Origin of the sequence: Streptomyces sp. S186, assembly GCF_051603415.1 — a bacterium.
Classification (GTDB): Bacteria; Actinomycetota; Actinomycetes; order Streptomycetales; family Streptomycetaceae; genus Streptomyces.
The window spans coordinates 799,708-820,658 of record NZ_CP193932.1 but is presented as its reverse complement, the minus strand read 5'-3'; the positions used below and the strand labels follow the sequence as shown (position 1 = coordinate 820,658).

At 73.1% G+C, this 20,951-nt stretch carries 20 protein-coding genes; 13 read left to right on the top strand and 7 right to left on the bottom strand.

All coding sequences use genetic code 11. The features are described 5' to 3' along the window. Positions 1 to 138: 138 nt before the first annotated feature. On the bottom strand, positions 139 to 2,070 hold the full coding sequence (locus tag ACRAS8_RS03640; protein WP_438484301.1) for an ATP-binding protein: 1,932 nt from the start codon (positions 2,068 to 2,070) through the stop codon (positions 139 to 141). 295 nt (positions 2,071 to 2,365) lie between these two features. Here ACRAS8_RS03640 and ACRAS8_RS03635 point away from each other — a divergent pair, with 295 nt between their 5' ends. The 8 genes from ACRAS8_RS03635 to ACRAS8_RS03600 all read left to right on the top strand — a co-directional run bounded on the left by ACRAS8_RS03635 (position 2,366) and on the right by ACRAS8_RS03600 (position 10,202). Continuing rightward, positions 2,366 to 3,379, top strand: coding sequence for an alpha/beta hydrolase (locus tag ACRAS8_RS03635; protein ID WP_438484299.1), 1,014 nt, complete (start codon positions 2,366 to 2,368; stop codon positions 3,377 to 3,379). Positions 3,380 to 4,097: 718 nt separating this feature from the next. Next, complete coding sequence (locus tag ACRAS8_RS03630; protein ID WP_438484298.1) at positions 4,098 to 5,312, top strand: ATP-binding protein; 1,215 nt, start codon at positions 4,098 to 4,100, stop codon at positions 5,310 to 5,312. Further along, positions 5,309 to 5,722, top strand: a complete 414-nt coding sequence (locus ACRAS8_RS03625; RefSeq protein ID WP_438484297.1) for a roadblock/LC7 domain-containing protein — start codon at positions 5,309 to 5,311, stop codon at positions 5,720 to 5,722. The genes ACRAS8_RS03630 and ACRAS8_RS03625 overlap by 4 nt, the downstream gene beginning before the upstream one ends. Beyond that, positions 5,719 to 6,099 carry a DUF742 domain-containing protein gene (locus ACRAS8_RS03620; RefSeq protein WP_438484296.1) on the top strand — a complete coding sequence of 127 codons (381 nt, stop codon included), beginning with the start codon at positions 5,719 to 5,721 and terminating at the stop codon, positions 6,097 to 6,099. Before ACRAS8_RS03625 ends, ACRAS8_RS03620 begins: the two co-directional genes overlap by 4 nt. Next, positions 6,074 to 6,664, top strand: coding sequence for a GTP-binding protein (locus tag ACRAS8_RS03615; RefSeq protein ID WP_438484295.1), 591 nt, complete (start codon positions 6,074 to 6,076; stop codon positions 6,662 to 6,664). The genes ACRAS8_RS03620 and ACRAS8_RS03615 overlap by 26 nt, the downstream gene beginning before the upstream one ends. 11 nt (positions 6,665 to 6,675) lie before the next feature. Beyond that, on the top strand, positions 6,676 to 8,040 hold the full coding sequence (locus ACRAS8_RS03610) for a cytochrome P450 (RefSeq protein WP_438484294.1): 1,365 nt from the start codon (positions 6,676 to 6,678) through the stop codon (positions 8,038 to 8,040). A 159-nt stretch (positions 8,041 to 8,199) separates the two neighbouring features. Then, positions 8,200 to 9,441, top strand: coding sequence for a cytochrome P450 (locus ACRAS8_RS03605; protein ID WP_438484293.1), 1,242 nt, complete (start codon positions 8,200 to 8,202; stop codon positions 9,439 to 9,441). Continuing rightward, complete coding sequence (locus ACRAS8_RS03600; protein ID WP_438484292.1) at positions 9,438 to 10,202, top strand: enoyl-CoA hydratase/isomerase family protein; 765 nt, start codon at positions 9,438 to 9,440, stop codon at positions 10,200 to 10,202. Before ACRAS8_RS03605 ends, ACRAS8_RS03600 begins: the two co-directional genes overlap by 4 nt. An 85-nt stretch (positions 10,203 to 10,287) precedes the next feature. Here the strand turns inward: ACRAS8_RS03600 and ACRAS8_RS03595 are convergent, their stop codons facing one another. Beyond that, a complete protein-coding gene (locus ACRAS8_RS03595; RefSeq protein ID WP_438484291.1) occupies positions 10,288 to 10,854 on the bottom strand; it encodes a gamma carbonic anhydrase family protein in 567 nt (188 codons plus the stop codon). 144 nt (positions 10,855 to 10,998) lie between these two features. Here ACRAS8_RS03595 and ACRAS8_RS03590 point away from each other — a divergent pair, with 144 nt between their 5' ends. Beyond that, positions 10,999 to 11,745: an acyltransferase gene (locus tag ACRAS8_RS03590; protein WP_438484290.1), complete on the top strand. Its 747-nt coding sequence runs from the start codon at positions 10,999 to 11,001 to the stop codon at positions 11,743 to 11,745. Positions 11,746 to 11,818: 73 nt separating this feature from the next. Here the strand turns inward: ACRAS8_RS03590 and ACRAS8_RS03585 are convergent, their stop codons facing one another. Beyond that, the gene (locus ACRAS8_RS03585; protein ID WP_438484289.1) at positions 11,819 to 12,673 is read right to left on the bottom strand and encodes an EamA family transporter; all 855 of its coding nucleotides are present in this window, start codon (positions 12,671 to 12,673) and stop codon (positions 11,819 to 11,821) included. Between ACRAS8_RS03585 and ACRAS8_RS03580 the strand changes: the two genes are divergently transcribed. Continuing rightward, positions 12,605 to 12,742 (top strand): hypothetical protein, encoded by a 138-nt coding sequence (locus ACRAS8_RS03580; protein ID WP_438490692.1) that lies wholly within the window; start codon positions 12,605 to 12,607, stop codon positions 12,740 to 12,742. The genes ACRAS8_RS03585 and ACRAS8_RS03580 overlap by 69 nt on opposite strands. A 44-nt stretch (positions 12,743 to 12,786) precedes the next feature. Here the strand turns inward: ACRAS8_RS03580 and ACRAS8_RS03575 are convergent, their stop codons facing one another. After that, positions 12,787 to 13,194 (bottom strand): CoA-binding protein, encoded by a 408-nt coding sequence (locus ACRAS8_RS03575; RefSeq protein ID WP_438484288.1) that lies wholly within the window; start codon positions 13,192 to 13,194, stop codon positions 12,787 to 12,789. Between the two features lie 172 nt (positions 13,195 to 13,366). Then, entirely contained in the window at positions 13,367 to 14,140 is a 774-nt protein-coding gene (locus ACRAS8_RS03570; RefSeq protein ID WP_438484287.1) for a type VII secretion system-associated protein, read from the bottom strand. 234 nt (positions 14,141 to 14,374) lie between these two features. On the opposite strand from ACRAS8_RS03570, the gene ACRAS8_RS03565 reads away from it, so the two are divergent. Beyond that, on the top strand, positions 14,375 to 15,001 hold the full coding sequence (locus tag ACRAS8_RS03565) for a YigZ family protein (RefSeq protein ID WP_438484285.1): 627 nt from the start codon (positions 14,375 to 14,377) through the stop codon (positions 14,999 to 15,001). Between the two features lie 128 nt (positions 15,002 to 15,129). Next, a complete protein-coding gene (locus ACRAS8_RS03560) occupies positions 15,130 to 16,629 on the top strand; it encodes an APC family permease (protein ID WP_438484284.1) in 1,500 nt (499 codons plus the stop codon). A 33-nt stretch (positions 16,630 to 16,662) separates the two neighbouring features. Here ACRAS8_RS03560 and ACRAS8_RS03555 read toward each other — a convergent pair whose 3' ends face one another. Together ACRAS8_RS03555 and ACRAS8_RS03550 are read right to left on the bottom strand one after the other, a co-directional pair. Beyond that, positions 16,663 to 19,071 carry a glycoside hydrolase family 65 protein gene (locus tag ACRAS8_RS03555; protein WP_438484283.1) on the bottom strand — a complete coding sequence of 803 codons (2,409 nt, stop codon included), beginning with the start codon at positions 19,069 to 19,071 and terminating at the stop codon, positions 16,663 to 16,665. After that, on the bottom strand, positions 19,068 to 19,832 hold the full coding sequence (locus ACRAS8_RS03550; RefSeq protein WP_438484282.1) for an HAD family hydrolase: 765 nt from the start codon (positions 19,830 to 19,832) through the stop codon (positions 19,068 to 19,070). Before ACRAS8_RS03550 ends, ACRAS8_RS03555 begins: the two co-directional genes overlap by 4 nt. 215 nt (positions 19,833 to 20,047) lie before the next feature. Here ACRAS8_RS03550 and ACRAS8_RS03545 point away from each other — a divergent pair, with 215 nt between their 5' ends. Continuing rightward, positions 20,048 to 20,914 (top strand): universal stress protein, encoded by an 867-nt coding sequence (locus ACRAS8_RS03545; protein ID WP_438484281.1) that lies wholly within the window; start codon positions 20,048 to 20,050, stop codon positions 20,912 to 20,914. Positions 20,915 to 20,951: the final 37 nt, after the last annotated feature.

The following is a 20,951-nucleotide window of genomic DNA, read 5'->3' as shown; positions in this document are numbered from 1 at the left end:
GCGGTGTCACGTACGGTGCCGGGCTCTGGTGGCGGCACCGCCGCCCCCGTGCTCCGCTGTCCGCTTCCCAGAGCCGCCGACCGGTCGTGCATCAGCCCGTGAGGCCGGATGAGTCGGGCGCGGTTCGGCCCGCCGGCCTCACGGCCCCGCGCGCAGCCGTGAGAAGAACGGCTGGGGGTGGGGGTCGGAGGCGCCGCGCCGCCACCAGCGGGCTTCGCCGCCGAGCGCGCGGACAGTCGCGTCGGCGCGGATGCCGCGGCGCAGGGCGGCCAGCATGGTGCGGGCGCCCACGATGAACAGCGGGTCGCCGATCAGCTTCTTGGCGACCAGGGCCTTGCGGCAGGCCCGGAGGGCGTCGGCCGGGTCGCCGTGGGCGCGTTCGATGAGCGCGCGGGCGTAGAGGATCGTCGAGTGGAGCCAGAAGTCGCAGTCGGCGTGGCGGGCTTCCCAGGCGCGGCGGGCCGCGGCCCGGGCCCGGCCGGCGTCGAGCGGGGCGAGTGCGATGGCGAGCAGCGCCCAGCTGTGGGCGGGCCCGGGGCCGAACCAGGTGTCCCGGGAGGTGTGCCGGGCGGCCTCCTCCAGGCAGGCCACGGCGGTCGTGGTGTCCTCGCGGTAGAGCGCCAGCACGGCGTGGGCGTGCGCGATACGGGCCAGGCCGTCGGTGTCCGCGTGCATCACGGCCGCCTGCCATGCCTGGGCGAGGAGGGGTTCCGCGGCCGCGGGGGCGTTCTCCTGGGCGGCGAGGTAGCCGGCCAGCCACAGGGCGCGGGCCCGCAGCGCGGTGTCCTCCTGGGCGAGCGCCAGCAGCCGGTCCAGGTGGGCGCGGCCCTCGCGGCGGAACCCGCAGGCCGCCCACTGGAACCACAGGGAAACGGCGATTTCCAGGGCGCCGAGCGCGTCCTCGGCGTCCAGCGGGGGCCGGGTCAGCGCCGCGTCGAGGTGGTGCTGCTCGTCCTCGACGAGGCGGACCGCGAGCTGCTGGCCGGTGCCCTGCCAGGTGATCTGGGCCTCGGCGGCGAGCGCCGCGCAGGCCTGCCGGAAGCGGCGCAGGGCCCCGGCCTCGTCGCCGGTCTCGCGCAGCCGGGCCCGGCCGAAGTCCCGGGCGGCGCGCGGCAGCCGGTAGCGGGGCGGCAGCCCGGTCCCGGGGCCGGCGGCGACATCGGCGTCCCGTACGCGTTCGAGGACGGAGGCGGCGCGCAGGCGCTCCAGCGCGGCGTCGACGGCGGATGCAGGAACGTCACTGCTGGTACAGACGCACCCCGCGAGCCAGGGGTCGAAGTCCCCGGGGAGGACCGAGAGGCAGGCCCAGACCCGGCGGTCGAGCGGGGAGCAGAGGGCGTAGCCGGCGGCGTGCGCGGCGTGCAGCGAGGTGTGGCGGGTGGTGGGGGAGGGGCCGGAGTAGTGCAACGGGCTTTCCTGGTCCAGCCGGGCGGCCAGTTGGGACAAGGTCATCCGGTCCAGTTGCCGGGCGGCCAGCCCGATGGCGAGCGGGCAGCCCTCCAGCGCCCGGCACACCGCGACCAGCAGTTCCGGGGCGGCGGGACCGGTGCGCGCCGCCAGGAGTTCCACGGCCGGTCCGGCGATGCCCTCGCCGAGTGTCACCGGCAGCGGGGCGAGGGCGAGGACCCGTTCCCCGGGCAGTCCCAGAGGGCGGCGGGCGGTGGCGACGATCCGCAGGGCCGGTTCGGTCCGCAGCAGCTGCCGGACCAGGGCCGCGCAGGCGTCGAGCAGCGGGTCGCAGTCGTCGAGGAGAAGGGTCATGCGGTGGGTGCGGCAGTGCCCGGCGAGGTCCTCGACGGTGCCCGGCGCGGGGAGACCGGCGGCGCGGCGGAGGGCGCCGGGCAGCTCGGCCGCGGTCAGCCCGTCCCAGCAGGCGATCCGGAGGACGGCGCCGGGGCGGTCGGCGGTGCGTTCTTCGAGGACGGCCCGGGCCAGCAGGCTCTTGCCCACTCCGGCCGGTCCGGTCAGTGTGACCGGCGCGGCCCGGTCCAGCAGCCCGGCCAGCTGCTCGTGCTCGACCGCCCGCCCCACTACGCCGGGCAGCGGCCCGTGATCGGCCCACGCGGTCATCGGTCATCCCCAACCACGGCACAGTGCCGCGCACTTCCCCAGGAGCGATCCACGATGCCAGAACCAGCCGCCGGGTAAACAGCGGACGGGGTTCACCGTTAGGGGGAAACCGGCTCGGCGGCTTTGACGTGGCGTTTCGTCCTGGTGCTGATACAGAACGGTAAACCCCAGGTCACGAAGGTGGGGGCGGCGTCCGGCAGTCGGGGGACCGATCTTAGAGTGATGGCTTTCGACCGGATTCGCGGTGGCACCGTGGTGTCCCGCCCGGCCCCGAGTGCCTGAGGAGATCGTTCCGATGAAGTCCGTGCGCGTCCGAGCTGCGGTGAGTGTGGTGGCCCTGGGGCTGCTGGCCGGGTGCGGCGGGCCGGGGCAGGACGTGGTGGACGCCTCGAACGTGCCGCGGCTGCGGGCCCACGCCGCGGACGCGCTGAACGGGCGGCCGCGGACCGTGATGCCGCAGGGGCCGCGCTCGGTGTTCACCGCGTACCGCACGACGGGCGACGACGGCACCGAGGTGGTGCACACCAAGTGGCACGGCCGGGCGTCCGGCTACACCGGCGACATCTGGGCATGGGTGCCGCCGCAGTACAACCAGGCCAAGTACGCCCGGAGCGGCTTCCCGGTGCTGATCGCGCTGCCCGGAGCCTGGGGGTACCCGTCCAACTACTGGGCGGATGCGCCGTTCGCGCTGGAGGAGCGGCTCGCGGAGTGGTCGAAGGAGGGCAAGACGCTGCCGTTCATCCTCGTGATGCCGGTGCTCAACCCCCGCAAGACCTACTACGACGGCAGCGACATCCCGGGACAGCCCAGGATGGGGAGCTGGCTGACCCGGGACGTGCCGGCGTTCGCCCGGGCCAACTTCCGTACGTACGCGTCGCGGGACGGCTGGGGCTTCATGGGCTCGTCGTCGGGCGGGTTCGCGGCGCTGAAGGCGGTGCTCAAGGAGCCGCACCGGTTCAAGGCGGCGATCGTCAACGGTCCCGACACGGCTCCGGACTCGCCGCTGTGGCAGGGGCATCCGGCGGAGAAGCTCGCCAACGATCCGCGGCATCTGGCGCGGCAGTTGGCGGCGCGCGGCGGGCCGCAGGTCTACCTGGCCTTCGAGCTCGGCAGCAAGGAGGACGCGGTGCCCGATGTGAAGCGGTTCGTCAGCGAGTACACCGACGGGGCCCGTGGGCCGATCCACTCCACGCTCTTCGAAATACCGGATGGTGTGCACAGCGGGCACACCTACATCAAGCGCATGCCCGAGTCGCTGCACTGGATCAGTGAGCAGATGGTGGGGCCGGTGGCGGCGCCTTCGGTCTGACGGGCTGACGGCCTGTCGGACCGAGGGGCCGACGGGCTGTTGGCCGCCGGGGCATCGGCCGTGGCCGGTGGGGAGTTGGCGGTGGGTCTCGGACAATCTCGTGCTGCCGCCGGTGCTCCGTGAGCCACGATCGGCCGGCTGGTATCGGGTCCGCGCGGGGCCGAGTGGGCGCCGGACGCGGCCCGTTGACGCCGCCGGACGCCGGTCGCTGGCGAGGCGTACGGGGCTTCTTCCGGTGTGCGGCGGTGCGGTGAACGACCTGCGGGGCACCCGGTGCCACCGGTCCGGCCTGCGGATTCGCGGTGCGTTGCGTTCGTTACCGCGTAGTTCGGAGTGCTAGCGGGTCGTCAGGAAGCGGCTCTCCTTCTTGCGTCCCGTGGCCGCTCCGGGAGCCAATGGGCCCAGAAGGGGCCTTTGTTGAATCTCCGTCAGGTGCCAGAACGTTACGGATCGCTGTTGGACTTGAGTCGATGGCGTGATGCTAAGATCATCGCACTTGCCAACCGGGTAGTCACCTGCTATGGCAAAAGGGAATTCCGCGCATTGGCCTGAGAAAATCGCCAACCCGGGGAGAGGTATGCCATTAACCGGGCCTTCAGAGGCTTTCTGGCAGGCGACTGTGCGCGGCCGATCGTCTATTGTCCGGGGCCGCGCGTGATCATCCACACGGCAGCCGGGCATACGGCACCTGGTGGCTTCGTCGTCCGAAGAGAGACCTATGACGCAATACTTCCAGGATCCAGCGCTGTGGGCCTTGGTCGCTGGTACACCTGTCGCCGCTACCGCGATTATTCGTGGCCGGAAGAAGATCTCGGAGCTGAGCAAGGAAAAGCTTGAGCTGAAACAGCACTACGCGCAGCTGGAAGAGCACTACGCGGAGGCCGTGGAGGAGGCCAAGGAGCGCGCCGAGGAATCCACCAAGAACACCCTGAAGTCCGCGATGCGGACGCTTCAGGGCCTGGCGAGCGAGCAGCAGCTGGCGATCTCCAAACTCCAGGACGCCTACGGCGAGCATAAGATCCTGCAGGATCTGCTCGATATCGACCACATGAACTCGCAGTTCGCGCGGCGGGCCCAGTCCATCGCCGTGCTCTGCGACGGATGGCTCGGCCGGCGCCGTAACGACGCGTCGCTCTACGACGTGGTCCGCAGCGCGAAGGGCCGTATCCGGCACTTCACCCGCGTCGAGATCCGCTCGCAGAGCAATTTCGCCATCGTCAGCCGCGCCGTGGAACCGGTGGCACTGGTCCTCGCCGAATTGCTGGACAACGCCACCAGCTATTCCGCGCCGGAAACGGTGATCGAGATCAATATCCGCCCGGTACCCAAGGGCGTGTGCATCGTCGTGGACGACGCCGGTGTCGGCATGAACGAGGAGGAGAAGGCCCGGGCCGGCCAGCTGCTGTCCAGCGGTAATTCCGCGAGCGTTTCCAGCCTCGGCAATCCGCCGCAGTTCGGCTTCACCGTCATCGGTGTGCTGGCCGCCCGCTACGGCTTCACGGTCTCGGTCGACTCCACCTCACCGTACGGCGGTGTGCGCGCGGTCGTCCTGCTCCCCGACGAGTTGCTCACGTCCCTGCGCGAAACCGAGGAGGGTCCTGCCGTGGCCGCGTCCGCTCCGTTGCCGCCCGAGCATCCTCCTGGCCGGCAGGGCTTTCCGACGCCGGGCAGGCACCGGGCGTCGGCCCCTCCGCCGGGTTTCGGCGCCCCGGACGCCGACGCTCCGGACGTGGCCGAGACGACCGCCGGCGGGCTGCCGAAGCGCCGCCGCCGCGGGGCGATATCGATCGTGCCGGCGGCGGACGAGGGCACCCCCGCTCCACCGGCCCGCGACAGCGCCCGGACGGCGTCCGTCATGGGCGCTTTCCAGCGCGGCACGCAGTCGGGCCGTCGTTCCACCCCAGCAAGCAGTGAAGGGCATGAGGTTCCGTGAACTACGATCTGTCGTGGATGCTTGACAGTGCTCTGGAATTGCCGGAAGCGCAGCATGCCATCCTCGTCTCCGCCGACGGTCTGCTCATGGCCCGTTCGAAGGAGGTCGGCCGGGACCACGCCGACACGGTGGCCGCCGCGATGAGCGGTATGCAGTCGCTGAGCCGTACGGTCGCCGATTTCTGCAAGAGCGCCGGCCCCGCCGTGCGCCCGCAGTGGCGGCAGACGCTGGTGGAATTCGACCACGGCTGGGTCTTTCTCATCTCGGCGGGTGAGGGTGCCTATCTCGCGGTGTCGGCATCGCCCGATGTCGACATGGCAGAAATCACGTTCCGGATGCAGCAGTTGGTCGGCCAGCTCGGCAAGGCGCTGACCAGCCCTCCGCGCGAGAGGGCCGATATCCAACCATGACGACCGATGACGAGCCGGAGCTGGTACACGAGGCAGCGGAATTAGTACGGCCGTACGTCATCACCAACGGCCGGGACCTTGTCGACGACAGCACGTTCACGTTGCTGACACTGGTCACCGTCGCTCAGGATCCGCCCCGGACCCAACCGCTCGACCCGGAGAAGCAGCGCCTGTTGGAGCTGTGTGCCGGGGGTTTCCTGTCGATCGCCGAGATAGCCGGGCACACCGGTCTGCCGGTGGGTGTCGCCAGGATTCTGGTATGTGATCTCACGGAGGAGGGCCATCTCTATGTGCGCGCGCCCATCCCCAGCGCTCAGCTTGTCGAACGGCAAATCCTGGAGGAGGTGCTGAATGGGCTCCAGGCTCGCTTTGGATGACGGTGTGTACCTGCGGAATTCGGTGCAGACCGCGGCGAAGATCCTGGTCGTCGGCCACTTCGCCGTGGGGAAGACCACGTTCATCGGAACCATGTCGGAGATTCCGCCGCTGCGCACCGAAGAGGTGATGACGCAGGCCAGCGCGGGCATCGACGATCTGCGGGCGGTGCCGGAGAAGACCACGACGACGGTCGCCATGGACTTCGGGCGGCTGACGCTGAGCGAACGGCTGGTGCTGTACCTGTTCGGAACTCCCGGCCAGCAGCGTTTCGTTCAGGTCTGGGAGGACATGACGCGCGGGGCACTGGGGGCGCTGATCCTGGTCGATCCGCAGCGCCTCCAGGAGTCCTTTCCTGTCATGGACCTGGTGGAACACTACGGCATCCCGTACGCCATCGCCGTGAACCGCTTCGACGGGACTCCGGAGCATTCGCTCGACGAGATCCGGGAGGCGCTCGACCTCCTGCCGGAGACGCCGGTCGTCAACTGCGATGCGCGTGACCAGAAATCGTCGGCGGATTCTCTGATCACGCTGGTCCGCTATCTGCAGTCCCGCCTCAACTAGGAGTGCCCCCCATGCAATCTCATCCGGAATTCCAGACTCCGCCACCGGGTTGCCCCGCACATGCCGATGGCATGCGAACGTCCCTGCACGGCCCGGAATTCGCCGCCGCGCCGCACGCGGTCTACGCGCGGCTGCGGCAGTACGGCCCGAGCGCACCGGTCGAACTCGCCCCCGGAGTGGAGGCGGAACTCGTCACGGACTATGCGACGGCGCTGCAGGTGCTGCAGAACCCGGACGTCTTCGCGCGTGACTCCCGCCGCTGGCGGGCGCTCAACGAGGGCCGGGTGCCGCTCGACAGCCCGGTGCTGCCGATGATGATGTACCGGCCGAACGCCCTCTTCTCCGACGGCGCCGAGCACATGCGGCTGCGCCAGTCGGTCACCGCGAGCCTGGCCAGGGTGGACACCCATCGGCTGGGCCGCCATGTCGGCCGGGTCGCCGCTTACCTCGTCGGCCAGTTCAGCAGCCGCGGCCGGGCCGACCTGGTCGCCGACTACGCCCAGCTCCTGCCGCTGCTGGTCTTCAACGACCTCTTCGGCTGCCCGGAGGAGATCGGCGACCGCCTCGTCTTCGGGATATCCGGCATCTTCGACGGGGTCGAGGCGGAGAAGGCCAACGAGGTCCTGACCGAGGCGTTGAGGGAGCTGGTCGCCCTCAAGCGGCGCTCGCCGGGCGACGATGTGACCTCCTGGCTGACGCAGCATCCGTCCGGGCTCTCCGACGAGGAGATGGTCCACCAGCTCGTCACGCTGATCGCGGCGGGCACCGAGCCCACCCAGAACATCATCACCAGCGCCCTCCTGCTGCTGCTGTCCGACGAGCGGTACGCCGGAGACCACAACGCGGCCGGTCTGCTGGTCGACGACGCCATCAACGACGTGCTGTGGAACAGTGCCCCGATCGCCAACTACGGGGTGCACTACCCCGTGCGCGAGGTCGAGATCGGCGGGGCCAAGCTCGCCGCGGGGGACCCCGTGGTGATCAGCTTCGCGGCCGCCAACACCGACCCCGCGCTCTCGACGGGCCGTCAGATGCTCAGCAAGCGTGCTCATCTGGCCTGGGGTGCCGGCCCGCACGCCTGCCCGGCGAAGGACCCCGCGACCCTGGTCGCCAACCTCGCCATCGAGAAGCTGCTCAATTCCCTGCCGGACATCGAACTCGCTTTGCCGACGGAGAGTCTGACCTGGCGGCCCGGCCCATTCCACCGTGCGCTCGAAGCACTGCCCGCGCGTTTTACCCCGGTCCGGCCGGAGCGGCGTTCGCCCGGTGCGTCCGCTTGGGGGCAGGGTGCGCCCGAGAATGCCCCGGCGCAGGTGCAGAGTGGGACGCAAAAGGGCAAGTGGTGGAGTTCATTCCTGTCCTGGTGGAAGGTGTGATCTTTACGACAGACCTTATGCCGCCGCGGTGCGTAAAAGTTCAAGTACGCGGGTAGTCAGGGCTGGTCCATCGGTTCTGGTGTCTTGAACGAAGGAGTTACCGCGGTGGAGCCCGGCATAGTTTCCCTGCCCACGTCCCCGGCTGTCGACCGGCGTTCCGTGGCAAGGCTGTTCTCCCGTCTGCGCACCCCGGACGGGCAGGCCAATCCCTTGCCGTACTACGCGGAAATCCGGTCGATGGGGGACGTTGTTCCGGCGCCCTGGGGCGGCTACCTCGTCAATTCCTACGGCCTGTGCGACCGGATCCTGAGGGACAAGTCCTGGCTGGTGCCGGACAGTTCATGGCGCGCTCGGCAAGGCGGGGCGCCGCGCTGGACGGCATCCTCCGCACAGGAAATGGCCGCGATGCTGCCGGGGCTCAACCCGCCGCACCACACCCGTGTGCGGCGGTCGGTCGGCAGGATTTTCGACCGCGGTTCACTGGCTGATATCCAAAAATCCGTCGAGCGTTTCACCGAAGAACTCCTCGACGAACTCGACGTGCAACTGAAGGACGGCGAAGCGGATTTTTGTGCCCTGGTCAGCGACGAATTGCCGGTGCTGACGATAGGGGAATGGCTCGGGCTGCCGACCGCCGACCATCCCTTGCTGCGGTCCCTCACCCATGACCAGGTATTTGCCCAGGAGCTGCTTCCCTCGGCCAGTCAGCTCGCCCTCTCGGACGCCGCGACCGGAATTCTGCGCGAGTATTTCACCGCCCTGGTGAAGGAACGCCGCAGGGTTCCGGGAGATGACCCGGTCTCGGGCTGGATCAGGACCTGGGACCACCTCGAACGGGACCGGGAGAAAGCCGACGAGGCCGTCTACCGGCTGGTGCTGTTCGTGGTGCTGGCCGCGCTGGAGACCACGGCCAACCTCCTCTCCACCGCGGTGTGGCTGATCACTTCGCACCCCCGCCAGATGGGATGGCTCCGTGCGCACCCGGAGAACATCCCCGCGGCCGTCGAGGAGGTCCTGCGTTACGACTCGCCGACGCACGTGGTGACCCGGGTCGCGGGCGAGGACACCGTGCTCGCCGGTGCGCCCGTCCGCAAGGATCAACCGGTGCACTGCATGGTCGGGGTGGCCAATCACGACCCGGCGCAGCATGTGGACCCCCACCTCTTCGACGCCCGGCGCAGGGCCAGCCACCTCAGCTTCAGCAGCGGCGTCCACTACTGCCTCGGCTCCGCGCTGGCCCGGCTGGAGGCGCAGACCCTGCTGACGGCCGTGCTCAGACGCTTTCCCGGACTGCGGCCGAGCCGGACGCCCGAGTGGGCGCCGCGGGTGGCCTTCCGGCGGCTGCTCACCCTGCCCGTCGCCCAGGCGGGGCGCCGGGGTGAGGTAGGAAGGCGAGCATGATCGAAGACTTCAAGTACCTCGTCGTCCGGAACGAAGGGCCCGTGCTGACGGTCCGGCTGAACAGCCCGGAGACCGGCAACGCGCTCTCGGAGCCGGTGCTCGACGAACTCCTCACCGTGCTGCGGGGGATACCGCACGAGCCCGGCATACGCGTGGTGATCCTCTCCGGCGCCGGCGCCGACTTCTGCCTGGGGGCCGACCGCCGGGAGTTCGCGGAGTCGCTCGCGGCCGACCCCACCGGAGCGGGCGTGCGGGTCGTGGGCGCCAAGGCGCGGCAGGTGTGCGACGCACTCGCCACCACCGAGGCCGTCACCGTCGCCCGCCTGCACGGCGGTGTGATCGGCGCGGGGATCGGGCTGGCGCTCTTCTGCGATCTGCGGGCCGGCGCGGACAACTGCCGTTTCCGGCTGCCGGAGGCGGCGCTGGGGGTACCGCCCGCCTGGGGCGGGGTGCTGCCGCGGCTCATGCACGAGGCCGGTGCCGCCAGGGTCCGCGAACTGATCCTCACCGCGGACACCTTCGACGCCGCCACCGCCCAGCGGATGTCGATCCTCCACCAGGTCGTGCCCGAGGCGGAGCTGGACGGGGCGATCACCCGCTGGATCAAGCCGCTGGTGCGGCGGTCGCCCACGGCGTTGCGGACCGCCAAGCTCATGATGAACGCCTACGGCAACGCCCATCGGCTCGCGGACGCCACGCTGTTCGACGCGGAGCTGCTGTCCTCCGCGCTGAGCGCGGGCCATCAGGCCCGGCGGGACTGACCCCGTCCGGAACGGGAGACGCGGACCCGACGCCGACCCTTCGGTGCGGCCCTGACCAGGCCGCACCGTCGCGCATCCGGAGCCGTCAGTCCGTGGGTTCCCCGGCCTGTGTGCCGCCCGTGGCGAGCGGGACCGCCGCGCGGTGGCGTGCGGCCAGCTCCACGTACACCGCGGCGTTCAGCTTGACGGACTCCCGTTCCTCCGCGGTCAGTTCCCGCCTGACCTTGGCCGGCACCCCGGCGACCAGCGAGCCCGGCGGCACCCGCATGCCCTGCGGCACCAGTGCCTGGGCCGCGATCAGCGAACCCGCCCCGATGTGCGCCCCGTTCAGCACCGTCGCGCCCATCCCGACCAGTACGTCGTCCTCGACGGTGCAGCCGTGCAGGACGGCGTTGTGGCCGACCGAAACGCGATCGCCGACCGTGACCGGGAAGCCGGGGTCCCCGTGCACCGTGCAGTTGTCCTGGATGTTGCTGTCGGCGCCCAGGACGACGGGGCCGCTGTCGGCGCGCAGCACGGCGTGGTACCAGACGCTGGCCCCCGCGGCCAGGGTGACGTCGCCGACGACGACGGAGGTGGGCGCGGTGTACGCCCCCGGGTCGATGTGCGGCCTCGCGCCGCCCACCGCCGCGATCAGTGCACGTTCTGCCATCTGCGCCTCTCCTCGCCGGTCGGGTGCCGCGCCACCAGCACCGTAGACGACCGCCGCGCGGGGTGGGCGGGGCGGCCGGGGGTGGGGTGAAGATCACAGCCCGGCGCGCGGCCGGTGGCCGGGCGCGCTGAGTACGGTGTGCGGGTGCCGATAAACCAGAACGTGTTCTCGTCCCTGACGGCCTGGCGGCGCCGGGCGGTGTCCCGCGCCGTCCACCGCGGGGCGCGCTGGGTGCGGGAGACCGGGGCGGTGACGGCCGAGCGCCCGGGCCCGTACCGCTTCCGCCGGATCGGCACCGGCACCCGGCTGGCCTTCCCGCAGGGGACGGTCTTCGGCGACCCCTGGATCGAGCTGGGCGCGCACTGCGTCATCGGCCAGGACGTCACGCTCACCGCGGGCATGATGCCCGATCTGGACCTGGGCCCGGACCCGATTCTGACGCTGGGCGACGGTGTGGTGCTGGGCCGCGGCAGCCATGTGATCGCGGACGTCCGGCTGACCGTCGGCGACGACTGCTTCTTCGGGCCGGGCGTCTACGTCACCACCACCAACCACAGTTACGACGACCCCGAGACGCCGATCGGCAGGCAGTGGCCGCGCAGCGAGCCGGTCGCCATCGGGCCGGGCGGCTGGATCGGGACCGGGGCGGTCATCCTCCCGGGCGCGCGGCTGGGGCGGAACGTGGTGGTCGCGGCCGGGGCGGTGGTGCGCGGGGAGGTCCCCGACCACGCGGTGGTGGCCGGGGCACCGGCCAGGATCGTCCGCCGCTGGGAACCGGCCACGGGCTGGCAGCCGCCGCTGCGCACGCCGGCGCCGGTGCCGATCCCCGAGGGCGTGACGCCGGAACAGCTGCTGGCGCTGGGGGAGTGGGAGAAGGCGGACAGGCCCTAACGCTGGTACGCCTCTTGGCCGTTGTCCGTCCGGCCCTTCCTGATCGGGTGGTCCGGCTCTCTTGTGGGCTTCGTCAGCCGTGGGATGCCAGGACGAGGGAGCCGACCAGGGCGAGGGAGGCCCCGGCGGCCTGGACGGCGCGCAGGCGTTCCTTGAGGACGCCGAGGGCGGCGAGCGCGGTGACGACCGGGTACAAGGAGGCGAGGACCGCGGCCATGGTGACCGGGCCGTGCTGGGCTGCGACGGAGTAGGTGCCGTTGGCAGCGACGTCGGCGATGCCGATGAAGGCGAGCGCGGGGAGCGACCCGCGCAGCGCGGACAGGCCGCCCTCGGGCAGCGCCGGGGTGCCGCGCCGCACCGTGGCGTACAGGGCCGCGCCGCCGACCGCCACATTGCACAACCGCTGGACGAAGAGGGCCAGGAAGAGGCCGGTGACGGTGGTGGACGCCTCCGCGATCAGGGCCCTCACCGCGCCGAAGCCGAGCGCGGAGGCCACGGTGAGCACGATCGTCCGGCGCTCGACGCTCGCCCCGCCGAGCTGGGGGCCGCCGGCCAGCAGTACGCCGACCACCGCGACGACCATGCCGGCGGCCTGGAGGAGGCCCGGCCGTTCGCCCGCGAGGATGCCGACGCCGAGCGGGACGAGGACGGTGCCGAGCGAGCCGAGCGGGGAGACCACGCCCGTCGGGCCGAGGGTCGGCGCGCGGTAGAAGCAGAGCATCGCGGCGGGGCCGACGACGCCCGCCGCGGCCGCGCACCACAGCTGTGGCCCGGCCTCCCGCCAGCCGCCCGTGGCCAGCACGATGCCGCCCAGTGCCAGGGCGGCCAGGGTCTGCGAGACCACCACGACGGTCAGGGCGTGCAGCCGCCGGGTGAGCAGTCCGCCGCCGGAGTCGGAACGCTGAAGTACGAGGCCAAGGTCCCGCACGGCTACCGCAACGACGGCCGGGAACCGGTGGAGATGACCATGGCGGTGATCATTCTGCCGCCCCGCTGAGGCCGCCGGCCGGCCGGGGCGGCCGACCGCCGGGTGCCCGCCGCTCAGCCCAGGCGCGGTATCTCGATCGCCGGGCAGCGGTCCATCACCATGGCGAGGCCGGCGTTGCGGGTGCGCCGGGCCGCGTCGTCGTCGATGACGCCGAGCTGGAACCAGACCGCATCGGCGCCGACGGCGACCGCTTCGTCGGCGACGGGGCCGGCGAGCTCGCTGCGGACGAAGACGTCCACCACGTCGATCTTGAACGGGACGGCGGCCAGCGACGGGTACCCCTGCTCCCCGTGCACCGTCTCGGCTCTGGGGTGCACGGGGACGATCCGCTTGCCGTAGCGCTGGAGCACGTCGGCGACGCCGTACGCGGCGCGCCGCTCGTTGGCGGACAGTCCCACGACCGCCCAGGTGTCTCCGAGTTCGGTGAGGATCCTGCGGATGGTGGCCTGGTCGGCGTCCATGGGGGCTCCCGTCGTCCGCGGTCGTGCGCGGTACTCGGCTCAGTGCTCGGTCACCTTGGGTAACGGCCGGCGGAGCCTGATCATTCCTCGGCCGCTGCCCGGATGACGGGTCGTCCGGGCAGCAAGACGCCCCGCCCGAAGGGGAAGACGGGCGGGGCGGGTTCGCGGGGCGTCAGCCCGTGCCGCGGGCCAGGCCGGCGGCGACGACGTCGCCGGACACCGCGGAGCGGGCCGGCTTGCCGATCGCGCGGCCGCCGACGGCCGGTTCGGCCGGGCCGGCGCCGGTGCCCGGCCACCGCGCCGCGGCGCCGGCCGGTTCCCGGGCGGGCCGCGCGGTGCCGTCCGCGGCGGCCAGCGCCGCCCGCAGCCGCTCGGCCTCCACGACCATGCTCACCGGCCCGGCCGGGTTGACGTAGAGGGCGTGTCCCGGCGGCAGTTGCTCGACCAGTTCGGCCGCCGGCCGCTGGTCGTAGAGCAGCCGCCCGGCCGACTCCAGATGGGCGGCGGCGGTGTAGACGGGGACGACGGGGGCGCCCTCGGGGGAGGCCGCGGTCAGGGGCGCCCCGGTGGCGGTGACCAGGAAGGAGACCTCCGCGCCGGCCAGCTCCTCGTAGACCGCGCTCTCCGGGCCGTACCCGGTGGCGGACAGCTGCACCGCGCGGTCCACCGGGTCGGTGGGGGCCGCCCAGTCCAGCATCTGCGGCGACGGCCGGTACTCCGGGTTGTCCCGCCACTCCTCGATCGCGCCGTCCGGGCCCGACCGCCACTGGCCGATCACCGCCCACAGCGGGGGCGCCTCCTCGCCCGACCAGGTCAGGTCCACCATGGCCAGCCAGTGGTCGGGGGTCTCGCGGGCCGCCTCGACGACCTCCGGCGGCGGCACCGGCATTTCGTCGCCGGTCACCGGAGTGCCGGCCGTCATCGCCGCCAGTGTGCTGTCGTCCATCGAGCCCTCCGCCGAGCCGCCGTTCCGTTCCCGCCGGCCGTGCCTCCGTACGACGGGTCCCGCTGGGCCCACAGTGCCCACGGGGGCGGCGGACGTCTCCCCGACGCACCGTACGGACGGCCCGGGTACGCCGGGTGGCGGTGCGCGGTGCGCCCGTACGGCGGACACCGCAGCGCGGCGCGGGGCGCCGGGTGCCCGGACCACCTCCGCGCGGCGGGCGCATAGGCTGGTCGGATGCAGGACCAGTACCGGACGCCGGCCCGCGAGGGTGTCCACGAGATCGAGATCAGCAAGTCCCGCTTCCTCTGCGCGCTCGCGCCGGTCGCGACGGAGGAGGAGGCGCAGGACTTCATCGCGCGCGTCCGCCGGGAGCACCCCACCGCCCGGCACCACTGCTTCGCCTACGTCCTCGGGGCCGACGGCGGGATCCAGAAGGCCAGCGACGACGGCGAACCGGGCGGTACCGCCGGGGTGCCGATGCTGCAGATGCTGGTGCGGCGCGAGGTGCGCTATGCGGTCGCCGTGGTCACGCGGTACTTCGGCGGCATCAAGCTGGGGGCGGGCGGCCTGATCCGGGCCTACGGGGGCGTGGTCGGCGAGGCGCTGGACGTACTGGGCACGGTCACCCGGCAGCGGTTCCGGCTGGCGACGGTCACCGTGGACCACCAGCGCGCGGGCCGGCTGGAGAACGATCTGCGCACCACGGGGCGGGCGGTGCGCGAGGTGGCCTACGGGGCCGAGGTCCGCATCGAGGTGGGGCTGCCGGAGGCGGAGGTGGACGGGTTCCGTGCCTGGCTGGCGGACACCACGGCCGGGACGGCCCGGTTGGAGCTCGGCGGGGAGGCGTACGGGGAGGTGTAGGCGGGGACGCCGGGAGCCGGGCGGTTCCGGGCGGCACCGGTGCGCGGTGGCGGTGGGCGTGTCAGCCTGGGGCCTCGCGGAACGGGCCGCGGCCGGCGGGTGCGCCGGCAGGGGAAGGGGCTTGAGACATGCCGGACCTCCTGGGTGAGCGGGTGGGATTCGTCCGCCGGATCGGGCTGTTGCAGGCCACCGCGATCAACATGAGTCAGATGTGCGGCATCGGGCCGTTCGTGACGATCCCGTTGATGGTGGCGGCGTTCGGCGGGCCGCAGGCGGTGATCGGGTTCGTGGCGGGTGCGGTGCTGGCGCTGGCGGACGGGCTGGTGTGGGCGGAGTTGGGGGCGTCGCTGCCGGGGGCGGGCGGGAGTTATGTGTATCTGCGGCAGGCGTTCCAGTACCGCACCGGGAAGCTGATGCCGTTTCTGTTCGTCTGGACGGCGATGCTGTTCATCCCGCTCGGGATGTCCACCGGCGTCATCGGCTTCGTGCAGTACCTGGGTTATCTGTGGCCGGGGATGAGCCGGGGGCAGGGGGATGCGGTCGGGCTGGCCGTCACCGCGGGCGTCGTGGCGCTGCTGTGGGGCCGGGTGGAGCGGATCGCCCGGCTCGCCGTGGTGCTGTGGACGGTGATGATCGCCGCCGTCGGCCTGGTGATCATCGCGGCGTTCACCCACTTCAGCCCGGAGCGGGCCTTCACCTACCCCGCGCACGCCGTGGACCTGACGGCGGGTCACTTCTGGGCCGGGTTCGCCGGCGGGCTCACCATCGGCATCTACGACTACCTCGGCTACAACACCACCGCCTACATGGGCGCCGAGATCAGGCGGCCCGGCCGCACCCTGCCGCGGGCGATCCTGTTCTCCATCCTCGGCATCATGGCGATCTACCTGCTGCTCCAGATCGGCACGCTGGGCGTCGTCGACTGGCGCGAGATGCTCGACCCGCACAGCACCGCCGGCTCCTCGGTGGCCTCCGCGGTCCTGGAGCGCACCTGGGGCCGGACCGCCGCCGACGCCGTCACCGTGCTCATCCTCGTCACCGCCGTCACCTCCGTGCTGACCGGTCTGCTCGGCGGCTCCCGGGTCCCCTGCGACGCCGCCCGGGACCGCGTCTTCTTCCGCCCGTACGGGGCGCTGCACCCCCGCCACCGCTTCCCCGTCCTGGCGCTGCTGACCATGGGGGGCCTCATGGCGGCGGGCTTCCTCCTGGGCCGGCACACCGATCTGGCGACCGTCATCCAGCTGCTGACGACGGTGATGGTGCTGGTGCAGGCGCTGGCCCAGATCGCGGCGGTCACCGTGCTGCGGCGCCGGCAGCCGGGGCTGCGCCGGCCCTACCGGATGTGGCTGTACCCGCTGCCGAGCCTGGTCGCGCTGGTCGGCTGGCTGGTGATCTACGGCTACGCGGACCGCAACTCCCCGGGCCGGCACCCCGTCGAATGGTCGCTGGCGTGGGTCGCGGCGGGGGTGGTGGCGTTCCTGGTGTGGGCCCGGCGCGAGCGCGAGTGGCCGTTCGGGCCGAAGCGGATCAGCGAGGAGTATGCGGGGGCGGACGCGGGCCTGGACCCCGATGCGGCCTCGGAGGCCGACGCGGGCGGGGATGAGGCGTCGCTTGCTCAGCGGGACTGATGAGGCGTCAATTCGCCCGTTATAAAGGCGACTTCAGGTGTCCGGGAGGGTGATGGTGCGGGTGGTGCCCGGGGCGACGGTGAAGGGGCGGCCGCACAGCCGGACCCGGATCGCGGCGTGTTCCGAGTCCGGCACCGTGATCCGCACCACGCGGTCCGCGCGGATCCGCAGGTCGATGTCCCGGTGGCGGCGGTAGCGGATCCGCACGCCGAACTTGGACAGCTGGGGGAGCGGCGCCGGGTCCAGCCACAGGGCGCGGTCCCGGGTCTCCAGGCCGGTCAGCCCGCGCTGCACGAAGTCGACGGTGCCGGCCATCGCGCCCAGGTGGACGCCCTCCGCGGTGGTGCCGCCCTGGACGTCCGCGACATCGCCGGTGAGGGCCTCCGCGCAGTACGTCCAGGCGTCGTCCCGGCGCACCCGGGCCAGCACCCAGGCATGGACCACCGAGCTGAGCGTCGAGCCGTGACTGGTGCGCCGCAGGTAGTGGTCGACGGTCGCCCGCCAGCTGTCGTCGTCGAGGTGGTAGCCCAACTGCTCGAAGAGACCGGCCAGTTCGGCGGGCGGGAAGAGGTAGCCGAGCATCAGCACGTCGGCCTGCTTGGACGCCTGGTAGCGGTTGACGGTGTCGCCCTCCGCCTCCAGGATCCGGTCCAGCCGCCGGATGTCGCCGTAGCGGGCGCGGTAGCCCGCCCAGTCGAGCTCGGCCAGCCGCTCGTAGCCGGCGAACTGGCTGATCAGGCCCCGGTGGAACGGGACGTGCAGGCGGTGCGCGACGTCGTCCCAGTGCTGGCGCTCGTCGTGGGAGAGCGCCAGCCGCTCGAACAGCGCCCGCCGTCGCGCCTCCGGCAGCCTGCGGCACAGGTCGAGGGCGCGCGCCAGCACCCAGGCGGCGGTGACGTTGGTGTAGGCGTTGTCGTCCAGACCGGGCAGGTCGGCGCCCGGATACGCGTCGTGGTACTCGTCCGGGCCGACCACCCCGCGGATGCGGTAGCGGGCGAGCGCCGGGTCCCACTGCGCGCTCGCCGCCCAGAAGCGGGCGATCTCCAGCAGCATCTCGGCGCCCCTGGTGTACAGGAACGCGGTGTCGCCGCTGGCCTGCCAGTACCGCCACACGTTGTAGGCGACCGCCGAACCGACGTGGTGCTGGAGGTGGGAGTGGTCCGGCAGCCAGCGGCCCGAGCGCGGGTTGAGGTGCAGCCGCTGGGTCTCCTCGCGGCCGTCGCTGCCGCTCTGCCACGGGTACATCGCGCCCGCCCGGCCCGCCTCGCGCGCCGCCCGGCGGGCCGCCGGCAGCCGCCGGTGGCGGTAGTCCAGCAGCGCCCGGGACACCTCGGGGAAGCGCAGGTTGAGAAACGGCAGCACGAACAGCTCGTCCCAGAAGACGTGCCCCCGGTACGCCTCGCCGTGCAGGCCGCGGGCCGGCACGCCCACGTCCAGCCGCGCGGTGTGCGGGGAGACCGTCTGGAGTACGTGGAAGATGTGCAGCCGCAGGATCCGGCCGGCCTCGCCGGGGACGTCCAGCCGCACCTGCCGCCACAGGTGCTGCCAGGCACGGTGGTGCGAGGCCAGCAGCCGGGGGACGGCCGGGGCGCGCCGGACCGCCTCCAGGGCCGCCGGGAGCGGTGCCGCGCGGGCCAGGTCACGGGAGGTGTGCAGGGCCACCGTCTTGTCGACGGTCGCCGGGACGCCGGGCCGGAGGGGGACGGTGAGCACCCGGCGGGCCGCGCGGGGCGCGAGGGCGGCGCGGGCGGTGCCGCCGCGGGGCGCGGCGCGGGTGCGGGCGGCCAGCGCGATCGTGACGCCGGAGGTGAGGGTGCGGCAGCGCAGCCAGAGGACGCCGTCGTCGGCCGCACCGGTCTCCCAGCCGGTGAGGTGGGTGTCGGCCAGGTCGCGGTAGCGGGCCACGCCGCGGTTGCGGACGTCGCCGTCCAGCCCCGCCGCCACCTCCACCTCGCCGGACCAGCCCTCGGCGGTGAACACCGCGCGCTGCACGGCGAGATCGGGCTCGCCCATGTGCACCAGGCGGCGTTCGGTGACGGTCAGCCGCCGCCCGGCGCCGTCCTCGTAGGACGACCAGCGGGTCAGGGTGCCGCGGCGCAGGTCCAGCGTGCGGCGGTGGCCGGTGAGCTGCGGGTGGTCGGGGGAGAGCCACGGGCCGGGCTCCGCGGCGTCCGCGGGGCGGATGCGGTAGCGCAGCGGCAGCCAGTCGGGGAGGTTGACCAGGTCCTCGTTCTCCACCCGGAGGCCGGTGACGACGGAGGTCAGCCGGTTGTAGACGCCGGCGGCGTAGGTGCCCGGGTAGTGGGCGGGGCCGCACGGGGCCTCCGGGGCGGCGCCGCGGGTGGCGAACCGGCCGTTGCCGAGCGTGCACAGTGCCTCCCGCAGCCGCTCGTCCTCGGGGACGTACCCCTCGTACGTCCACGTCCAGGCGGGCGCCGTCATCGGGCCGCCCCAGGGGCCAGCAGTTCGCCGGGGTCGGTGACCACCACGTCGGCGCCGCGGCGGCGCAGCTCGGCCGCGTGCCCCGGGGCGCCGCTCCGGTCGACGCCCACGACCAGGCCGAAGCCGCCGCGGCGGCCCGCCTCGACGCCGGCCACGGCGTCCTCCACCACGGCCGCCGCGCCGGGCGGGACGCCCAGCCGACGGGTCGCCTCGGCGAAGAGCGCCGGGTCCGGTTTGCCCGGCAGACCCAGCCGCGCCGCCTCGTTGCCGTCCACCACCGCCCCGAACAGCCCCAGCAGCCCGGCCCGGGACAGCAGCTCGGTGGCGTGCCGGGACGCGGACACCGCGGCGCAGCCGACGCTCTCGCCGCGCAGCGCGTGCAGCAGCCGCACGCTGCCCGGCCACACGGCCGCCCCCCGCTCCCGCAGCAGCGCGGTGTACACCTCGTCCTTGCGGGCCGCGACCGCCGCCACGGTGCCGGTGCCGGGCGGGTCGCCGGGGGAGCCGGGCGGCAGCGCCAGGCCCCGGGAGGCCAGGAACGCGGCGGCGCCGTCCAGCCGGGAGCGGCCGTCGACATGGCGGAGGTAGTCGTCCACCGGGTCGAAGGGCCGCTGTCCGCCCGCGGCCGCCAGGCAGCCGTCGAACGCCTCCCGCCAGGCCGCGGCGTGCAGCCCCGCGGTGTCGGTGAGCACACCGTCGGTGTCGAAGACCACGGCCCGCACCGGGCGCAGACACGCGGCCAGCGGTGACGCGGCGGACATGGCGGGTCCCTCCGGCAGCCCTCGTCGGCAACTCGTCCCTCCATGGCACCACGACATCCGCGCCGGGGCCGCCCACGGCCGCCCGCGGGCCTGGCGGGCACCGGCCCCCGGGGCACACGATGGAAGGGGCCGAAGGACGCGACCGGCCGCCGCGGCGCGGGCCCGGCGCCCGCCCGGCACGGCCACGGCCCGAGCGACGGAAGGCGGTGGGCACGATGGAACTCCCCCTGGTCGTAGGCGTGGACGGATCGGACGCCGGGCTGCGCGCCCTGGACTGGGCGGTGGACGAGGCGGCGCGTCACGGCCTGCCGCTGCGCCTGGTGTACGCGTCCCGGTGGGAGCGGTACGAGGGAGTGGCGCCGCGGGAGGACGCCCCCGAGGAGCAGGCGATGGCCGACCGGGTCGTGGCGTCCGCCGCCGACCGCGCCGCCCGCCGCAACCCCGAGGTCGAGGTCTCGACGCAGGTCCTGGCCGACGACCCGGTCGCCGCGCTGCTCCGCGAGGCGCCCTACGCCACCGCCGTCGTCCTCGGCTGCAAGGGGCGCGGGGAGTTCGCCGATCTGCTGCTGGGCTCGGTCAGCCTGTCGGTGGCGGCCCGCGCCCGGCATCCGGTGGTGGTGGTCCGCGGCGACCGGGCCGGGCTGGAGAGCAGCCACGGCCGGGTGCTGCTCGGCATCGGCGACACCGCCAAGGGGGCGGCGGCCGTCCGGTTCGCCTTCCGGGAGGCGGAGGCCCGCGGCTGCGTCCTCGACGCGGTGCGCGCCTGGCGCTGCCCCGCCTACGAGACCGCCGACCGCGCGCAGCGGGCCGCGGGGCCCGAGCACCACTACGAGCAGCAGGCGTCGGCGCTGGTCGACGCCGTGGTGGCCGAGGAGGCCGAGGCGCATCCGACGGTGCACGTCCGGCGCACCACCGTGGAGGGACCGGCGCACAAGGTGCTGGTCCGGCGGTCCGCCGCCGCGGATCTGCTGGTGCTCGGGGCCCGGCAGCGGCACGGCCACTTCGGGCTGCAGCTGGGCCGGGTCGGGCACGCCGCGCTGCACCATGCGGCCTGTCCGGTCGCGGTGGTGCCGCGGGGCTGAGGCCGGCCGGTCGGCCGCGGCCCGGACCCGCGTCGCA